This window comes from Brevibacillus parabrevis (assembly GCF_022701015.1).
Taxonomy (GTDB): Bacteria; Bacillota; Bacilli; order Brevibacillales; family Brevibacillaceae; genus Brevibacillus; species Brevibacillus parabrevis.
Window position 1 is genome coordinate 4,535,736 of record NZ_CP064090.1, and the last position, 15,978, is coordinate 4,551,713.

The 15,978-nt window shown below is 51.8% G+C and carries 16 protein-coding genes; all 16 read right to left on the reverse strand.

The genetic code is table 11. The features are described 5' to 3' along the window. Positions 1–4: 4 nt before the first annotated feature. Positions 5–937: an ABC transporter permease gene (locus tag IRJ17_RS20680; protein ID WP_063226875.1), complete on the reverse strand. Its 933-nt coding sequence runs from the start codon at positions 935–937 to the stop codon at positions 5–7. 245 nt (positions 938–1,182) lie between these two features. Further along, positions 1,183–2,838 carry a peptide ABC transporter substrate-binding protein gene (locus tag IRJ17_RS20685; RefSeq protein ID WP_242771772.1) on the reverse strand — a complete coding sequence of 552 codons (1,656 nt, stop codon included), beginning with the start codon at positions 2,836–2,838 and terminating at the stop codon, positions 1,183–1,185. A 112-nt stretch (positions 2,839–2,950) separates the two neighbouring features. Beyond that, the gene (locus IRJ17_RS20690) at positions 2,951–3,421 is read right to left on the reverse strand and encodes an Lrp/AsnC family transcriptional regulator (protein ID WP_063226874.1); all 471 of its coding nucleotides are present in this window, start codon (positions 3,419–3,421) and stop codon (positions 2,951–2,953) included. 329 nt (positions 3,422–3,750) lie between these two features. Further along, entirely contained in the window at positions 3,751–5,058 is a 1,308-nt protein-coding gene (locus IRJ17_RS20695) for a pyrimidine-nucleoside phosphorylase (RefSeq protein WP_173595784.1), read from the reverse strand. Between the two features lie 24 nt (positions 5,059–5,082). Beyond that, a complete protein-coding gene (locus IRJ17_RS20700; RefSeq protein WP_122965878.1) occupies positions 5,083–5,892 on the reverse strand; it encodes a purine-nucleoside phosphorylase in 810 nt (269 codons plus the stop codon). 59 nt (positions 5,893–5,951) lie between these two features. Beyond that, positions 5,952–7,124, reverse strand: a complete 1,173-nt coding sequence (gene deoB / locus IRJ17_RS20705) for a phosphopentomutase (protein ID WP_173595783.1) — start codon at positions 7,122–7,124, stop codon at positions 5,952–5,954. Between the two features lie 126 nt (positions 7,125–7,250). After that, the gene (gene xerD, locus IRJ17_RS20710; RefSeq protein WP_122965899.1) at positions 7,251–8,138 is read right to left on the reverse strand and encodes a site-specific tyrosine recombinase XerD; all 888 of its coding nucleotides are present in this window, start codon (positions 8,136–8,138) and stop codon (positions 7,251–7,253) included. Between the two features lie 91 nt (positions 8,139–8,229). Beyond that, positions 8,230–8,469, reverse strand: coding sequence for a YqzK family protein (locus IRJ17_RS20715; protein ID WP_122965876.1), 240 nt, complete (start codon positions 8,467–8,469; stop codon positions 8,230–8,232). Between the two features lie 58 nt (positions 8,470–8,527). Beyond that, positions 8,528–9,658: an alanine dehydrogenase gene (ald, locus tag IRJ17_RS20720; RefSeq protein ID WP_122965875.1), complete on the reverse strand. Its 1,131-nt coding sequence runs from the start codon at positions 9,656–9,658 to the stop codon at positions 8,528–8,530. A 116-nt stretch (positions 9,659–9,774) separates the two neighbouring features. Next, positions 9,775–10,239, reverse strand: a complete 465-nt coding sequence (fur, locus tag IRJ17_RS20725; protein WP_063226868.1) for a ferric iron uptake transcriptional regulator — start codon at positions 10,237–10,239, stop codon at positions 9,775–9,777. A 94-nt stretch (positions 10,240–10,333) separates the two neighbouring features. Then, positions 10,334–10,960 (reverse strand): stage II sporulation protein M, encoded by a 627-nt coding sequence (spoIIM, locus tag IRJ17_RS20730; protein ID WP_122965874.1) that lies wholly within the window; start codon positions 10,958–10,960, stop codon positions 10,334–10,336. A 66-nt stretch (positions 10,961–11,026) separates the two neighbouring features. Next, positions 11,027–12,196 carry an endonuclease Q family protein gene (locus tag IRJ17_RS20735; protein WP_173595782.1) on the reverse strand — a complete coding sequence of 390 codons (1,170 nt, stop codon included), beginning with the start codon at positions 12,194–12,196 and terminating at the stop codon, positions 11,027–11,029. Further along, positions 12,196–12,759, reverse strand: coding sequence for an NUDIX domain-containing protein (locus tag IRJ17_RS20740; protein WP_122965898.1), 564 nt, complete (start codon positions 12,757–12,759; stop codon positions 12,196–12,198). The genes IRJ17_RS20735 and IRJ17_RS20740 overlap by 1 nt, the downstream gene beginning before the upstream one ends. A gap of 157 nt (positions 12,760–12,916) precedes the next feature. After that, entirely contained in the window at positions 12,917–14,125 is a 1,209-nt protein-coding gene (locus IRJ17_RS20750) for a DUF3866 family protein (protein ID WP_242771774.1), read from the reverse strand. A gap of 118 nt (positions 14,126–14,243) precedes the next feature. Then, positions 14,244–15,365: a M20/M25/M40 family metallo-hydrolase gene (locus IRJ17_RS20755; protein WP_122965870.1), complete on the reverse strand. Its 1,122-nt coding sequence runs from the start codon at positions 15,363–15,365 to the stop codon at positions 14,244–14,246. Between the two features lie 107 nt (positions 15,366–15,472). Continuing rightward, positions 15,473–15,910, reverse strand: a complete 438-nt coding sequence (mce, locus tag IRJ17_RS20760) for a methylmalonyl-CoA epimerase (protein ID WP_122965897.1) — start codon at positions 15,908–15,910, stop codon at positions 15,473–15,475. Positions 15,911–15,978: the final 68 nt, after the last annotated feature.

Consider the following 15,978-nt stretch of genomic DNA (forward strand, 5'->3'; position numbering starts at 1 on the left):
CACATTACTCCTTTCCTGCGTCTGCCAGTTTAATTCGTGGGTCTACCAAGGTATACGCCATGTCTACGATCAGAATCATCACAACGAGGATGATGGAGTAGAAGACCGTTGTCCCCATGATAACCGTGTAGTCACGGTTAGTGATAGACAGTACGAACTCACGACCCAGACCAGGAACACCAAAGATACGCTCGATAACGAATGCACCAGTCAAGATGTTGGCAATCAGTGGACCGAGGTAAGTAATAACAGGCAGCAAGGCGTTACGAATAGCGTGCTTCACTGTGATAGTGAAAGTGTGAAGACCTTTCGCTTTTGCTGTTTTGATGTAGTCTTGTCCAAGAACTTCAATCATATTGGAACGCGTCAAGCGGGCGATAAAGGCCATTGGCGACGCGGCGAGTGCGAGAGATGGCAAAATCGTGTACTCGAAACCTTCCCATTTTGCGATAGGCAGAAGGCCCCATTGAATCGCGAAGAAATACTGATAAAATGATGCCAAGATGAATCCTGGAACGGATAGCCCCAAAACCGCTATCACCATGGCGGAGTAGTCTTGCCACTTGTTATGCTTCAGTGCGGCAATTACCCCAAGGATGATACCCCCGAAGATTGCAAGAAGCAGTGCTTGTGCGCCCAAGTGAGCAGATACAGGGAAACCACGATTGATCATTTCGTTTACAGTAGAAGATTTTTCTGTGAACGATGGGCCAAGATCCCAAGTAACGACACCCTTCAAATATTCGAGATATTGCTCATGCATTGGCAAATTGAGTTTGTATTTAGCCTCAAGAGCTGCTTTGATCTCATCCGGAACGTTTTTCTCTGATGTAAATGGTCCACCCGGTACCGCTTTCATAATGAAGAAGGTGGCCGTTACAATCAGGAAGAGCGAGATGAGCATGAAGATGATGCGCTTACCAAGATAACGGATCAACTAACTTACCCCCTTGACAGATTTTGAATGCTTTCACGTCCCATCTTTACACTGCGGACGTTACCGACACAGTGCAAAAATCGGCTGTGTAAATAACCCAAATGATCTCTTGCGTTGAAGCTTCTCTCTCTATTTTTTCTTCGCTGACTTTTTTGCCAGCTGGTATTTATGGGAAGGGACTGCATAGCAGAAGGTATATGGGTTTCCATATACCCTCTGCCGCAATACCCGATCCTTCAGTTAGGTTACTCTACAGTCGCCCATTTCCAGTCAACGTCACCCAGACCGCCAATGACGATGCCTTTGATGTTTTCTTTTGCCACCCAAGAGTTGGTATAGAAGTAAATTGGCATGATTGGCATTTCATCCATCAGGATTTGCTCAGCATCTGCGAGAATTTTCTTACGCTTCTCCGGATCAGCCTCCAGAGCGGATTGGTTCAGGAGTTCCTTGAACTTCGGATTTTCCCAACGAGTATCGTTGTTTCCACCCATTTTGTCCTTGTACAGCTCCAGGAAGTTGATTGGGTCGTTGAAGTCACCCAGCCAGCCCATGCGGCCCACTTGGAAGTTACCCGCATGCATGTCTTCCAAGTATACTTTCCACTCTTTGTTCTCCAGCTTCACGTCCACGCCAAGGTTTTTCTTCCATTGGTCTTGGATCGCTTCGGCAATCTTCTTGTGGCCTTCAGAGGTGTTGTACGACAGGGTGATCGGCGGCAGCTTGGTCAGACCTTTTTCTTTCAGGCCCTCTTCCAAGAGCTTTTTCGCTGTCTCCAGATCGTTGTCCTTGAAGTAGCCATTCGGATTGAGAACCATGGATGGCGGTACTGCGCCTGTAGCCGGGATTTGTCCCGTTTGCAGAATATTGTCAATCAGGGCTTGGCGATTAACCGCGTAAGCGAATGCTTTCCGAATCTTCACATTATCGAACGGAGGCTTTTCTACGTTGAATTTGTACCAGTACGTGCCCGCGATTGGCTGGGTAGTGATTTTACCCTGCTCTTTCAAGGCCGGAATCGCGTCTGTCGGCAGCGCACTCATCGGTGCACCAGCCCAATCCAACTCGCCGTTTTCGAACATGGACAATTCTGTGTTCTCGTCTTCTACCATGGAGAACTCGATGCGATCAAGCTTTACGGTATCCTTGTCCCAATAGTTGTCGTTTTTCACGAGCACCAGCTTGCTCTTGTGCTCCCAGGATTCCATTTTGAACGGGCCGTTGCCCACATGTGTTTTCGCTTCGCCAGCCCACTTCGCATTGGCAGAAATCACTTTTTCGTTAACCGGGAAGTAGGTTGGGAATGCAGTCAGCTCCAGGAAGAATGGAGTTGGATTTTCAAGTTTTACTTCCAGCGTCTTGTCATCCAGTGCCTTCACACCAATATCGTCAAGCTTTGCTTCTTTTTTGTTCGCTTTTTCACCGTTCTTTACATAGTAGAGCTGATATGCGTAGTTGGCTCCGGTTGCCGGATCCAGCGCCCGCTTCCAGGCGTATTCGAAGTCTTTCGCTGTTACAGGCTCTCCATTGCTCCATTTTGCATCGCGAATGGTAAACTTGTAAGTCAGCATGTCCTCGGAAACTTCCACTTTTTCAGCAGCAGCCATTTGCGGCTTTCCGTCTTGACCGATGCGGGTGAGACCGTCAAAGGTAGCGCGGATAATTGCTGCAGAAGTTGTGTCCTCGGAGAGACCAGGGTCAGCCGTAGGTGGCTCAGAGTGCAGGTTCAATTTCAGAACTTGTGGTTTTTTCTCTGCCTCTGGTGTTGCCGCAGGCTGCTGGGTAGTCGTATTGTTCGCTGGTTGAGCTGGAGTTGAAGCCTGTTGGCCGCCACCGCAACCTGCCAATGCCGTACCCAATACCGCAATCGAGCTTACAAGTGCAAACACATTCTTTTTCAACGCAATAACCCCCCGTACGTTTTCTTTTTTGTCTTTTTTCAGAAAATAAAGGACGAAAAAAACGAACATGTTCCGAAGCTTCCTGACTTCGGCTAGAAGGCATCAACCCCTTTCATTGCAGGGTCACTTCGTCATCCGGAACGAAAGAGAAAGAATCTTTGTACTGCTTCAGCTCCAGTGAAACATCGGCAGCGGCAATTCCTTCAATTTGAGAGAGTCGTTCGTTAACGAAAGTGATCAGCTCGTCATTGCTATGGAAACACGCTTGGATGATCAAGTCGTGTTTACCGCTAAAGGCACCCACAAACCGGACGGCAGAGAATTTGCTCAATTCTTCTGCCACACTTTTCTGTAAACCTAGCTTTGTGGTTAACCCGATGATCGCTTGTACTTTCAAGCCAAGCTTCGCCGGGTCGGGGTGAATAACGAATTGAAAGACTCCATCTTGTAACAGACGGGTAATGCGCGATCGAATGGTTCCCTCGCTCACGCCAAGTTGATGCGCGATTTCTGTATACGGGATTCGTCCGTCTTCCTGGAGGATTTGCAGAATCTGCTTGTCAACATGGTCCAGCTTTTTCATAAATACGTTTTTCCGGGAACCTCCATCCTATTTTTACGAAATTCGAAAAAAACTTTAATAATTTGTCTGTTACATTAAAAGTAATCTGAAATGATAGCGGTGTCAACGAAATTTGACAAGTAGAATTATAAAACATTATAAAGTGAAGCCGAACAGTAAAAAATTTTTTATATTATCAAACAAGCACTTCCTCTTACATATTGAAAAGGAAAATGACAATTTAATCAACTATATTTTCTCGAAAAACTGTATTTTTAAGCAAGAAAGGAGTGCGTACCCCGCTTGAGGCACACTCCTTTCTTTGTTGATCTTTCAAACATCCGCCTGCTTTACGCTTCGATGATTTTATAAATCAGCGGCTGCTCAGGCGGGATTTTTGTCGAAATCGCGAAGGCATTGCCCAATTCTTCCAGGGCGCTTTGCAAAAGTTTCTCGTCATTTGCATGAACGGTAACAAGAACCTCTCCGGCACGCACCTGATCCCCGCGCTTTTTGTGCAGGACGAAGCCCACTGCCAGATCAATCGGCATTTCCTTGGTCAAACGGCCTGCGCCAAGCACGACAGAAGCATGGCCTACCGCTTCGGCGTCAATCGCCTCGACATAGCCGTCCTCAGACGCGACAACCTCATGGATGATCTTCGCTTGCGGCAAACGGGACAGGTCATACACGTCCTGCTTGTCGCCGCCTTGCGCTTCCACCATTTCAGCCAGCTTGTCGACAGCCTTGCCAGTCGCCATCAAGTCCTCAAGCTTCGCACGTCCTTCTTCGACGGTTGCAACGAGTCCGCCCAATACGAGCATGCGGGAGCCGATCGAAAGCACCAGCTCAGTCAAGTCTTTTGGACCTCTGCCAGCCAATGTTTCTACTGCTTCCTTCACTTCCAGCGCATTCCCCACGGCAAAGCCCAGCGGCTGGTTCATGTCGCTGATGACCGCCACTGTTTTGCGTCCTACCTGGGTGCCGATCGCTACCATCGCTTTCGCCAACGTTTCGGCTTCCTCCAGGTTTTTCATGAAGGCTCCCTTGCCTACCTTCACGTCGAGCAGGATCGCATCAGCACCCGCTGCGATCTTTTTGGACATGATAGAGCTGGCGATCAGGGGAACGGTGTCTACTGTGCCCGTCACATCGCGCAAGGCGTACAGCTTTTTGTCTGCCGGAGTCAGGTTGCCGGACTGCCCGATGACGGACACGCCAATATCGCGCACCTGCTGCAAAAACTGCTCGCGCGTGCGCTCTACCTGAAAGCCGCTGAAGGACTCCAGCTTGTCGATCGTTCCGCCTGAATAGCCCAAGCCGCGTCCGGACATTTTGGCCACAGGAATCCCTGCTGCCGCCACCAGAGGCGCGACGACAAGTGTGGTCTTGTCGCCTACTCCGCCTGTGCTGTGCTTGTCTACCTTGATTCCTGAAAGCGAGGACAGGTCGAGCTGTTCGCCCGATCCCGCCATGGCAAGTGTCAAGTCGCCTGTCTCGCGCGCAGTCATGCCCTTGAGCAACACAGCCATTGCCCATGCGGACATCTGGTAGTCAGGGATGCTTCCGTCTGTATATCCGTCCACGAGAAACTGAATTTCCTCAGTCGTCAGCTCGCCGCCATCCCGCTTTTTGATGATGATATCGACCATGCGCATAGGTGGTCCCTCCGTTTCTGTGTCTTACAGCTTCGCTACAATCCCGTTGACCAGCGCCAGGAACTGCGCTTTAACCTTTTCGGTTGTCTCCATTACTTCATCGTGGGAAAGCGGCTGTTCGAGAATGCCCGCTGCCATGTTGCTGATGCAAGAAATGCCCAGCACGTTTACTTTCATATGACGCGCCACAATCACTTCAGGAACGGTGGACATGCCCACGGCATCCCCGCCCAATTGACGCAGCATGCGGATCTCTGCCGGAGTTTCGTAGCTAGGACCAAGCAGACCTACGTATACGCCTTCGCGCAGGTTGATGCCTTGTTCGGACGCAACTTGGCGAGCCAATTGGCGCAGTTCTTTGGAGTACGCTTCGGACATGTCCGGGAAACGCGCGCCCAGCTCGTCGTCGTTTGGCCCGATCAACGGGTTGCGGAAAGTCATGTTGAGGTGGTCAGAAATCAGCATCAGATCGCCTGGATCGTAGCCTTCGTTAATGCCGCCCGCTGCGTTGGTTACGATAATCGTTTCCACGCCGAGAAGCTTCATCACGCGGATCGGGAACACAACTGCGTCCAGTCCGTGGCCTTCATAGAAGTGAAAACGCCCTTGCATCGCTACGACTTGCTTGCCTTGCAGCTTCCCGATCACGAGCTGTCCTTTGTGTCCCACTACAGTGGAAACGGTGAAGCCAGGAATTTCATGGTATGGAATGACGACCGGATTTTCGATTTCGTCCGCCAAAACGCCAAGACCCGATCCCAGTACAAGGCCGATTGTCGGTTTTTCCGAAAGTTTTGGTTCGATAAACGCTACTGCTTCATGCAAGTTTGCCATGTTTGAACACTCCTCTTTATTTTGTTTCTTCTATATAAATGTTTATAATTACTTAACCTTTATACACGATTCAGGAAGCTTTTTCCGATTGCCGGAGCAGCTACGCCAAAATTGTCTGCAATCGTTGCGCCCAAGTCAGCGAATGTTTCGCGAATGCCGAGGTTCTCGCCGTTCGCAATTCCTTTGTGATAGACGATCAGCGGAACGTATTCGCGCGTATGGTCGGTTCCGTGGTGCACCGGATCGTTGCCGTGGTCTGCCGTAATGACGAGCAAATCGTTTTCTTGCATCGCAGCCAAAATCTCCGGGATGCGCGCATCGAACTCCATCAACGCCTGACCGTACCCTTCCGGATCACGGCGATGACCGAACTTCGCGTCAAAGTCCACGAGATTCACAAAGGACAGACCTGTAAAAGACTGCTTCATCGTACCGAGCAATTGGTCGACGCCGTCCATGTTGTCTTTGGTGCGGATCGATTGGGTGATTCCTTCCTCGGCGTAAATGTCGCTGATTTTTCCAATCGCAATCGAAGTCAGCCCGGCATCCTGCAAACGGTTCATGACGGTCGCTTCGAATGGTTTTACGGAATAGTCGTGACGGTTGGAGGTACGCGCGAAGTTGCCCGGCTCGCCGACAAACGGTCTGGCAATCACGCGGGTAACGGCAAATTCATCGCGCAAAGTCAGCTCACGCGCAATTTGGCAAATGCGGTACAGCTCGTCCAATGGCACAACTTCTTCATGAGCCGCCACCTGGAAAACGCTATCAGCGGAAGTGTACACAATGACAGCACCTGTCTTCATGTGCTCTTCGCCAAGTTCGTCGAGAATATCTGTGCCGGAAGCTACTTTGTTGCCCAGCACTTTGCGTCCGATGCGCTGCTCAAATTCTGTGATCAGTTCGGCGGGAAAACCGTCCGGGTACGTATTGAACGGCGTAGACACATGCAGACCCATGATCTCCCAATGGCCTGTCGTCGTATCTTTCCCCATGGAGATTTCCTGCATTTTTCCGTAGTGAGCCGCAGGAGCTTCTGCCGCAGGCACTCCTTTTAGCGGCGCAATGTTGCCGAGACCGAGCTTTTGCAGGTTCGGCAAGGAAAAGCCGGCGACGCGCTCCGCAATGTGACCAAGCGTATGCGCTCCCTCGTCCCCGAATTTCGGAGCATCCGGCTGTTCGCCAATCCCTACGCTATCCATAACGATTAAAAATACGCGAGAATACCGCAATGTTAACGCCTCCAGTTCAAAAAAGGAATAGTGTTCCAAAAAACAGGTCGTCAGACGTCTGACCTGATGGAGATAAGTTTGCTCCGCCTCAGACTCGGGCGGAGTCATCTGTTTGCCGCATCCGCCTTACGCTCTTGGATGCGTTTTGGCATAAATGTCCTTGATTCTCGTTCGGGTCACATGCGTGTATATTTGCGTCGTGGAAATATCCGCGTGCCCGAGCATCTCCTGCACCGAACGCAGGTCTGCTCCGTTTTCCAGCAGGTGCGTCGCAAAGGAATGGCGCAATGTATGTGGCGTAATCTCTGCCCGGATGTTGGCTTTCAAGGCATAGCGCTTGATGATTTTCCAAAATCCTTGGCGTGTGATCTGTTTGCCCAAATGATTGAGGAACAGCGCGGAGTCGCCGCTTCCCTTCACCAATTTGGGACGTCCGGCCTGCAAGTAGTGGCGGACCATTTGAATCGCAACAGAGCCAAGCGGAATAATCCGTTCCTTGGACCCTTTTCCCATACATTTGACAAAGCCCATGTCCAGATTGACGTCCGCTTTATCCAGATTGACCAGCTCGGAAACGCGAATGCCTGTCGCATACAACAGCTCAAGCATGGCTTTATCCCGCAGTCCGGCAGGATGATTGACAGGAGGACTGTCCAAAAGGCGCTCCACTTCGTCAACCGAGAGCACTTTTGGCAAGCGCTTCTCGATTTTGGGCGTCTCCAGATGGATCGAAGGGTCTTTGTCAATGAGTTTGTCCCGAACGAGAAACTGGTAAAAAGCACGGATCGATGCCATGTTGCGCGACAGCGTTGCCGTTGCCCGTCCTTTTTCCCGCAAGACGAGCAAATAGCCAATGATATGTGTCCGCGCCGATTCCTCGATACGGGTTACGCCCTGCTCGTTCAGATACGAGGTGTAGGCCACCATATCGCGCTGATACGATTCCAGGGTATTGCGCGCTAACCCTTTTTCCACAGAAAGGAAGTGGATAAATTGATCAATCAGACTGTCCATGAAGCTGTCCCCTTCAAGGTGATAAGTATCCAGTATTGCTTTCCACACCAAGTAAAAATCTCCTGCTGCCCGTACACAAAAAAATGTGCAATTACTCTCCCGTCAAATAAAACAGCTGCAAACGGGCGAGATAACCGTCCCAATCTTGTGTCTGTGGGGAGTTGATGATTTTTACGACCTTGACGGCATTGCCGTGCGGTTCATGATAAGGATCAGCGGGCAAAAGTTTATCCGCCAACAAGGTGACGATACCGTACGAGAGCAATGAGCATGTCACGAATAACAGCAAAAAGCGAAGCGCCTCCATAATCCGGCGATACGGGACCCCCATTTTGTCCACCTCCCTGCTCTCTCCATATGTATGCATCTGCCACCTCGCCCATTCTGCCCTACAGCGGCAAGTCCTGCAACACATCATCCAGAGGGGTGTACGGCAAAGACAAGGAACGGGCAACGGCTTCGTAAACGATATGGCCGTTCAGCACGTTGACGCCTCTCGCCAAAGCACGGTGTTGGGCAATCGCCGCCCGGTACCCTTTGTTTGCCAGCAACAGCCCGTACGGCAGCGTGACGTTGGACAGCGCAATCGTCGAGGTGCGCGGCACAGCTCCCGGCATATTCGCGACCGAGTAGTGGACAACGCCGTGTCTGACATACGTAGGATCACTGTGCGTAGAAATCCGGTCTACCGTCTCGATGGAGCCTCCCTGGTCAATCGCCACATCGACAATGACAGAGCCAGGCGTCATGGACTTGACCATTTCCTCTGTGACCAGCCGCGGAGCGCGGGCGCCGGGAATGAGTACCGCGCCGATCAGCAAGTCTGCGCGCCTTACCGCTTCGGCAATATTGTACGAGTTGGACATCAGCGTATGCAGTCTGCCGCCAAACATCTCATCCAGCTCGCGCAGCCGATTCGCATTAATATCGAGCAGCGTAACGTTCGCTCCCAACCCGATTGCCATCCGCGCCGCATTCGTTCCGACGATGCCACCGCCGACGATGACGACATGGCCGGGCAGTACGCCAGGCACTCCTCCCAGGAGAACGCCTTTGCCACCGTGCGGCTTCTCCAGGAACTGCGCTCCGATCTGGACAGACATTCTCCCCGCCACTTCGCTCATCGGCATGAGCAAAGGCAGGGCACCGCTGTCGGTTTGAATCGTCTCGTACGCAACCGCCACCACCTTTTTCGCCCGCAACTGTTCGGTCAATTCCCGTTCAGGGGCGAGGTGCAGATACGTAAACAAGATTTGATTTTCCCGAAAATAAGCGTACTCGTCTGGCAACGGCTCTTTCACCTTGCAAATCATGTCCGCCTTTTTCCATACTTCCTCAGCGGACGGCTGAATTTCGGCCCCGGCTGCTGCGTAGTCTTCATCGGTAAAGCCGGAACCGACACCTGCTTGCGTCTCCACCAGCACGCGATGCCCCGCTTGCTTGTAGGAACTTGCACCAGCAGGCGTCAGTCCGACGCGATTTTCATTGTTTTTGATTTCTTTTGGCACACCAATAATCAAAAGCCATCTCGCCTCCTGTCTCCATGTACTGTTTTAGGATGCCACAGGAAAACGCAGGCCATTACAAAAGCTCTCCCGGAAAAAGAAAAAACTTCTCCGTTCCCAGAGAAGTTGGCTTATTTGAAGTCCTCTACGTTCACTTTATCGATGCAGCGGCTGCAAACGCCGTAAAAGGTAAGTCGGTGGTCGGTAATAGCAAAGTTATAAACATTCTTGACCTTTTCTTCTGCACTGACAAGCAAGTCTTCAAAAATTTCATCCACGGTTCCGCAATTGAGGCAGATCAGGTGATGGTGGTGGTAAGCTGCGTTGTCATCGCGCAAATCGTATCTCGCTACCCCATCGCCAAAGTTCATTTTATGAAGGATTTTCAAGTCGCTCAAAAGCTCAAGTGTCCTGTATACAGTAGCAAGCCCGATTTCCGGAGCTTTATCCTTCACCAGCAAATAAACATCTTCCGCGCTCAAGTGATCTTCTTCGTTTTCCAGCAAGACGCGAACAGTGGCTTCACGCTGTGGTGTCAGCTTGTAGTTCTGTGAATGCAACTGTTGCTTGATCTTCTCTAATTTTTCTTCCAACATTAATGCCCCTCCCCGCTCGCATGAAACCTGTTCCTATTATAGTAGAGGGGCGTCGAATAAGTCAAATGCATAAGTTATTACCTGATAATAATTCTTAATTAATTACGAGCTGCATCAGCCTCGGTGAAACAAAAGTCTCGAACAAAGCAGCCAGCGTCAGCACGCCGAGCATCGATATGACAAGGACGGTGTAGCCCATAAAATGTGGCATGATCCCGTCTCGCTTGCTTAACAACCGGGTTTGAATCAGCCGCATGGAAAAAGAAATTCCGCTTACGCCTACAATGAACAAGGCCGGGACGACGAGCAAGTTTTGCGGGAGAACGCCCAGCATGGCGAACGTTACTCCTTTCCACTGCAACTGGCTGACCAAAAAGCCGACAGTAAATCCGATGACGACTCCTTTGAGAAACAGCATCAACAAAATCATTGGCAGGCCGATGATGGACAAGCCCAATACCCACATGATCGCAACTGTCTTCGAATAATGCCCGAACGACTGCTGAAAATGGGCGCTCGTTTCCGGGATGCCGCTTGTGCTCAGGCTGTTAAAAAAATATTGGAGAAATCCGTACAACTCCTGCTTTTGCGAGAGCGGCAGCGAGTTGACGAGCACAGCACCGAAGATGATCCCCATGGTAAACAGGACGATCGTAAACCAATAGAGCGACTGATGTTCTCTCATATAGGATTGGATAGTTTGTCCGACTCGTGAACGCACGGTTCGTCCCCTCCCGCTTCGCTGATTACTGTACAGCTTATGCGCCGGGGGTGGCGACTATGACCGCTATGACAAAATCACCTTTCCGTAAGTACCCGCGCCGCCTTTTTGCACGTTCAACGATCCGTCCCTGCCCGCGACAATGAGCTTGGCGATTTTTTCTCCGACGACCTTTGCCAACTCGTCCTCCGTGGCTCTATGCACCACATTCATTTGCGTCCCGAAGGCTTGGTACAGCTTCTCAAGCAGTTTCGGCCCGATTCCGGGGATAAACTCCAGCGGAAACTGCTCGATATAAGGAGGACGAAACGCAGGGTGCGCTCCCGCCTCTCGATCGGCCAACTCATCAATGCGGGCTGCCACACCCCGCACAATCCGCTTGTGACCGCACTCCGGGCATCTCCCCGCAGCATCGGCCGGCAAGAGCGACTGGCAGCCTTGGCAAGCCGTCTGATGATATTTGCCCAGTTGCGGATGCAAACCGTAGTTGACCGCAACAGCTCTGCCGTCCTGGCGGCGAATCGCCTTTTCCCATTCGGCAAAAGAACGCTCAGCCATGCGGATGCTCTGATACTCCCTGCCAATTTTCCCGAGCGAATGCGCGTCCGAATTGGTGAGAAACGTTTTGGTGTGCAGCTCGGACAACCGATCCGCCATGTCCGTATTGGCACTCAGCCCAAGCTCCACAGCATGTACCAAGGTTGGGTCCAGCACGTCAGCCAAATGATCGGTACAACTGCCGTACAGCCCCTTGTGCGGCGTAAAAATATGGGCAGGAATCAACAGGCCGCCAAGGTGCTCCACCCATTCCTGAAGCTCGCGCAAACGCGCAGACACACGCTGCGAGCTTAACTGGACATTTTTGCAGCGCTGCGAGAGCCAGCGTGTCCATTGCTGCATGGCGCAAAGCGTCGGCAAGTAGACAAGAAAATGCGCTTCTCCCCTGCCCGGCTCCTTGATTTCCAGTTCGCAGCCCAAGATGAGCATCGTTCCCTTGTACAAAATCCCTCCGTGCTCGTGCTCCGCCGCTACACCCGCTTCCAGAAGGGACAGCAGCTCGTCCTGCACCTCGGGCGAGTGCGAATCAATGATCCCGATGACGTCCATGCCCTTTTTTTCCGAAGCTTCCTCCAATATTTTGGTCAGCGTCATCTGCCGTGAAGCCGTTATTTTCACCGGCTTGCCCGTCCACGTGCCGCCAATATGGATGTGCATGTCGCAAAAGTAGTTGTGCATCAGCCCTTCAACTGCTCTCTCAGCAATTTGTTCTCCCAGGCAAACAAGGCTACGACCGTTTTGGCATCGCGAATCTCCCCGTTTTTATGCAATTCGCGCGCCTCCTCCAGCGTCAATTCGAGGGTGTCCACAAATTCGTCCTCGTCCGGCTTGCTCTCGCCCTTTGTCAGCCCTGTAGCGACAAACACATGCAAAAGCTCATCGGCAAATCCCGGAGACGTGTAAAAAGCACTGAGCGGCTCGTAATGGCTCGCCACATAGCCTGTCTCTTCTTCCAGTTCGCGCATGGCGCAAGTCAACGGCTCCTCGCCCGCTTCCAGCTTACCCGCCGGGATTTCCACGATCGTTTGCTCCAGCGGCTTGCGGAATTGGCGTACAGCTACGAGCTTGTTATCGTCGGTCAAGGCGAGAACCGCAACAGCCCCCGGATGATTGACAATCTCGCGCTTCGCCGTATTTCCGTTAGGCAAAAGCACGTCATCCACTTTCAGTTTAATGATTCGCCCTTCGTAAATCGATTGGCTGGCAATCGTTTTTTCGTACAAATGATCTTGCTTGCTCACATTCATCATCCTTTTTTCAGCTTGGCGTTCTAAATCCACTTGTCTCTCCATAAGTTGGGAGCATGAAGCTTGTCCACCCTATTGTATCGGAGGAGATTGTGGATGAAAACCTATGTCAGCGAAAAGCAATTGCGAATGGTCGGGAAAGCTTGGGAAATCAAGGCTGCTCTTCGTTCCTGGTCAAGTAAAGACCTAACGCTTCAAGAGTACCTGACGAAACGGGCAAACGCGGCTCGCCGTTAGCAGCGAGCTTGCCGCTTTGCATGCTTTTTCCCAGCATATCTGCCGCCAACACAGCGGTTTGAAACGGCACGCAGTCCACTTCCCAGCTTCTGCCCATCGTAGAAAAGGACAAGCCGTGCCTTTGCTCCAACGCCTTCAAACGCTCGCTTGCAGGAGCCTTGCCTCTGACCAGAACGTGTTTGGCGGAACTGTTGACAATCGCCTGCGCCTGCTGCTCAATGAGACAATCGCGCTCGTCTCCGAGAACAGGCAACGTCACGATTGTCGGCGCCAGGGCAAACCGCCCCAAAATTACGGTCGTATGATGGCTGATTCCGTAATGCCTGCTGCGCTGGTCAGCAAAGCTGATGCGCGGGATAAAAAAAGGGGTCCCGCCAAGAGCCGACACGGCGTGAATGACTTCCGCCAGTTGAACGCCGGAAAATCCGTACGCCGTACCCGTACCTGCGACGCCAGGCCCAAGCATGCACAGGATGACATCTGCCTTTTCCACATGACGTGCGGCCAGCAAACCGCTGTGAATCGTCACCGCCTCGCGATTTCCTCCCCAGGCGTGTCCAGTCGTGACTGTCGCTGTCAAATGGCCTGCTCGCGACAACTGCCGGACGTGCTGGCTGAAAGCAATCGGCAGCGAAGCAGCGTCAGGCATCACATAGACGATCCGCAACTGCGGATGTTTCTCTTTTAAGGCAAGAACAGCTGGCGGCAACAAGCTGTGCAGCTCTCCGATCAACACAGGCGTACCTTCCAGCGTCAAGTCTGCCTGCAAAAACAGCTCATGAAAAGGGCTTGCCTGTTCTTCCACGGCATCCACTGCCAATTGCCACGGGGAATAACGCATTTTCATAATATGCCCCCATTCGCTCGGAGCCACATCACAATCGACTTCCCCGGCGCTTTTGCCCACGACCAGATGAAATCCGCCTGTCCCCAACTGCAACTGAAGCGCTGTCGTGTTGAGCAAAAGATTGTCTCCTGGGGAGTATTCCTCCCGGGCAAAAGAAATCGCCTTTTGCGTTTGCAGGTTTCCCGCTTCTTGCCTGCTCAGCTTTACCTCCAGCACTTGCATGCCTGTTTGCCGCTCCAACACGCGAATGACCGTACCCGTTGCCAAATGCAGCATGCTCTTCCCCCTCGTCCGCTCCTTCCTACAGTGTATGACAGACCACGATTGTCCCAATCATCCAACCCGAAAAGAAGCAAAAAAGCGGAACCCTCTGAAGGATTCCGCCACCTGTCGTTTACTCTTGTACTTCTGCGATGATCGCCAGCACCAGTTCTGCCGCTTTGTTCAGCTCGGAGATTGGCATGCGCTCGCTTTTCGTATGGATTTCTTCATAACCGATCGCAAAGTTCACGCTCGGAATGTTGTATCCGTTGAATACGTTGCCGTCGCTGCCTCCGCCACTTGCAACCAGCTCCGGATTGCGGTCAATACGCTTCACCGCTCCAATCGCTTTGTTTACAACTGGGGTAGATTCATCGAATTTATAGCCATGGTACATGAAAATGACTTCGTTCTCGCACGTAGCGCCCATCTCGGCAGCCGCTTCCTCGAATGCCGTCGTCATTTTTTTCACTTGCGCTTCCAGCTTGTCCATGACCAGGCTGCGCGCTTCCGACCAGATTTCCACGTAGTCCGTAACGATGTTGTACGCCCGGCCACCTTCAAAACGACCGATGTTCGCAGTCGTGTCCGCATCGATGCGCCCCAGAGGCATGCGGGAAATCGCCTTGCTAGCAACAGTAATCGCACTGATTCCATCCTCTGGATTCACGCCAGCGTGAGCCGCCTTGCCGTGGATTTTGGTGATGATTCTGTACTGCCCAGCACCTGCAACGGTGATTTTGCCAACCGGACCTTCGGAGTCGAGAATGAAGCCCATCTCCGCTTTCAGCAGGCTGGAATCCAAAGCGCGGGAACCTACCAGGCCGGATTCTTCTCCGACTGTCAGAACAACCTGGATCGTTGGATGCGGCAGGTTTTGTTCCTTCAGCGTGCGAATGCCTTCAAAAATCGCAGCAATGCCGGCTTTGTCGTCCGCTCCCAGAATGGTCGTGCCATCGGAGTATACATAGCCATCGCGGATTTGCGGTTTGATCCCGTTTCCTGGCACTACCGTGTCCATATGGCTGCTGAACAAAATAACCGGGCCGTTTCCTGTGCCTTCCAAGGTAGCAATCAGGTTGTTGGCGCCGTGTCCTGTTTTCGCTGCCGCATCGTCTTCCTGGACGGTAAAGCCCATCTCGATCAGCTTTTCTTTCAGCACTTTGTTTACGGCTGCTTCGTTTTTCGTTTCGCTGTCAATTTGCACAAGCTCCAGAAACTCGTTTAGCAAACGCTCTTCGTTGATCACACTCACACTCGTTACCTCCCGATTACTTGCCCGATTTTGGTACATATTCACAAGTTCCAGTATACCGCAAAAAAATTTTTTCTACTACGAAATCACTCGCGATTCTTTTTCACTCATTGCTCGTCCACATGCGAATTTTCGTTTTTCGGGTATTGGCACAGCTCGTACAGCACTCCGCCAGCCGCTTTTGGATGCAAAAACCCGATCAGGGCGTCATGCGCACCTGCTTTGGGTGTTTCGTGAATGAGCGGCACTCCCTGTTCCTTCAACTGCTGCAAACGGGTTGTGACGTCGTCTACATCCAGTGCGATGTGGTGGATTCCTTCTCCCCGCTTCTCGATGAACTTGGCAATCGGGCTGTCTTCGCCAAGCGGCTCCAAAAGCTCAATTCGGCTTTCTCCGATTGCCAGAAACGCTACCTTGACCTGCTCGCTTTCTACCACTTCTGATCCTACCAATCGCAAGCCCAGCTGCTCCGTGTAAAAAGGAAGCGTCTTCTCCAGACTCTTCACCGCGATCCCGATATGGGCAATTTTGTTTGGGGTGCTCACAGCCATCATCCTTTTTCAAATGGTTGTCTCGAAAGCGACATTTCGGTACAATCCTGTTGAGGTCATTC

What these genes read in the sequence shown, in the direction of transcription:
- IRJ17_RS20690 (WP_063226874.1), bottom strand. Translation starts at nt 3,421, where the DNA reads ATGAAAAAGCTGGACCATGTTGACAAGCAGATTCTGCAAATCCTCCAG.
- fur (WP_063226868.1), bottom strand. Translation starts at nt 10,239, where the DNA reads ATGTTGGAAGAAAAATTAGAGAAGATCAAGCAACAGTTGCATTCACAG.
- xerD (WP_122965899.1), bottom strand. Translation starts at nt 8,138, where the DNA reads ATGGACAGTCTGATTGATCAATTTATCCACTTCCTTTCTGTGGAAAAA.
- IRJ17_RS20715 (WP_122965876.1), bottom strand. Translation starts at nt 8,469, where the DNA reads ATGGGGGTCCCGTATCGCCGGATTATGGAGGCGCTTCGCTTTTTGCTG.
- IRJ17_RS20750 (WP_242771774.1), bottom strand. Translation starts at nt 14,125, where the DNA reads ATGCTGCATTTGGCAACGGGTACGGTCATTCGCGTGTTGGAGCGGCAA.
- IRJ17_RS20695 (WP_173595784.1), bottom strand. Translation starts at nt 5,058, where the DNA reads ATGCGCATGGTCGATATCATCATCAAAAAGCGGGATGGCGGCGAGCTG.
- IRJ17_RS20700 (WP_122965878.1), bottom strand. Translation starts at nt 5,892, where the DNA reads ATGGCAAACTTGCATGAAGCAGTAGCGTTTATCGAACCAAAACTTTCG.
- IRJ17_RS20735 (WP_173595782.1), bottom strand. Translation starts at nt 12,196, where the DNA reads ATGCACAACTACTTTTGCGACATGCACATCCATATTGGCGGCACGTGG.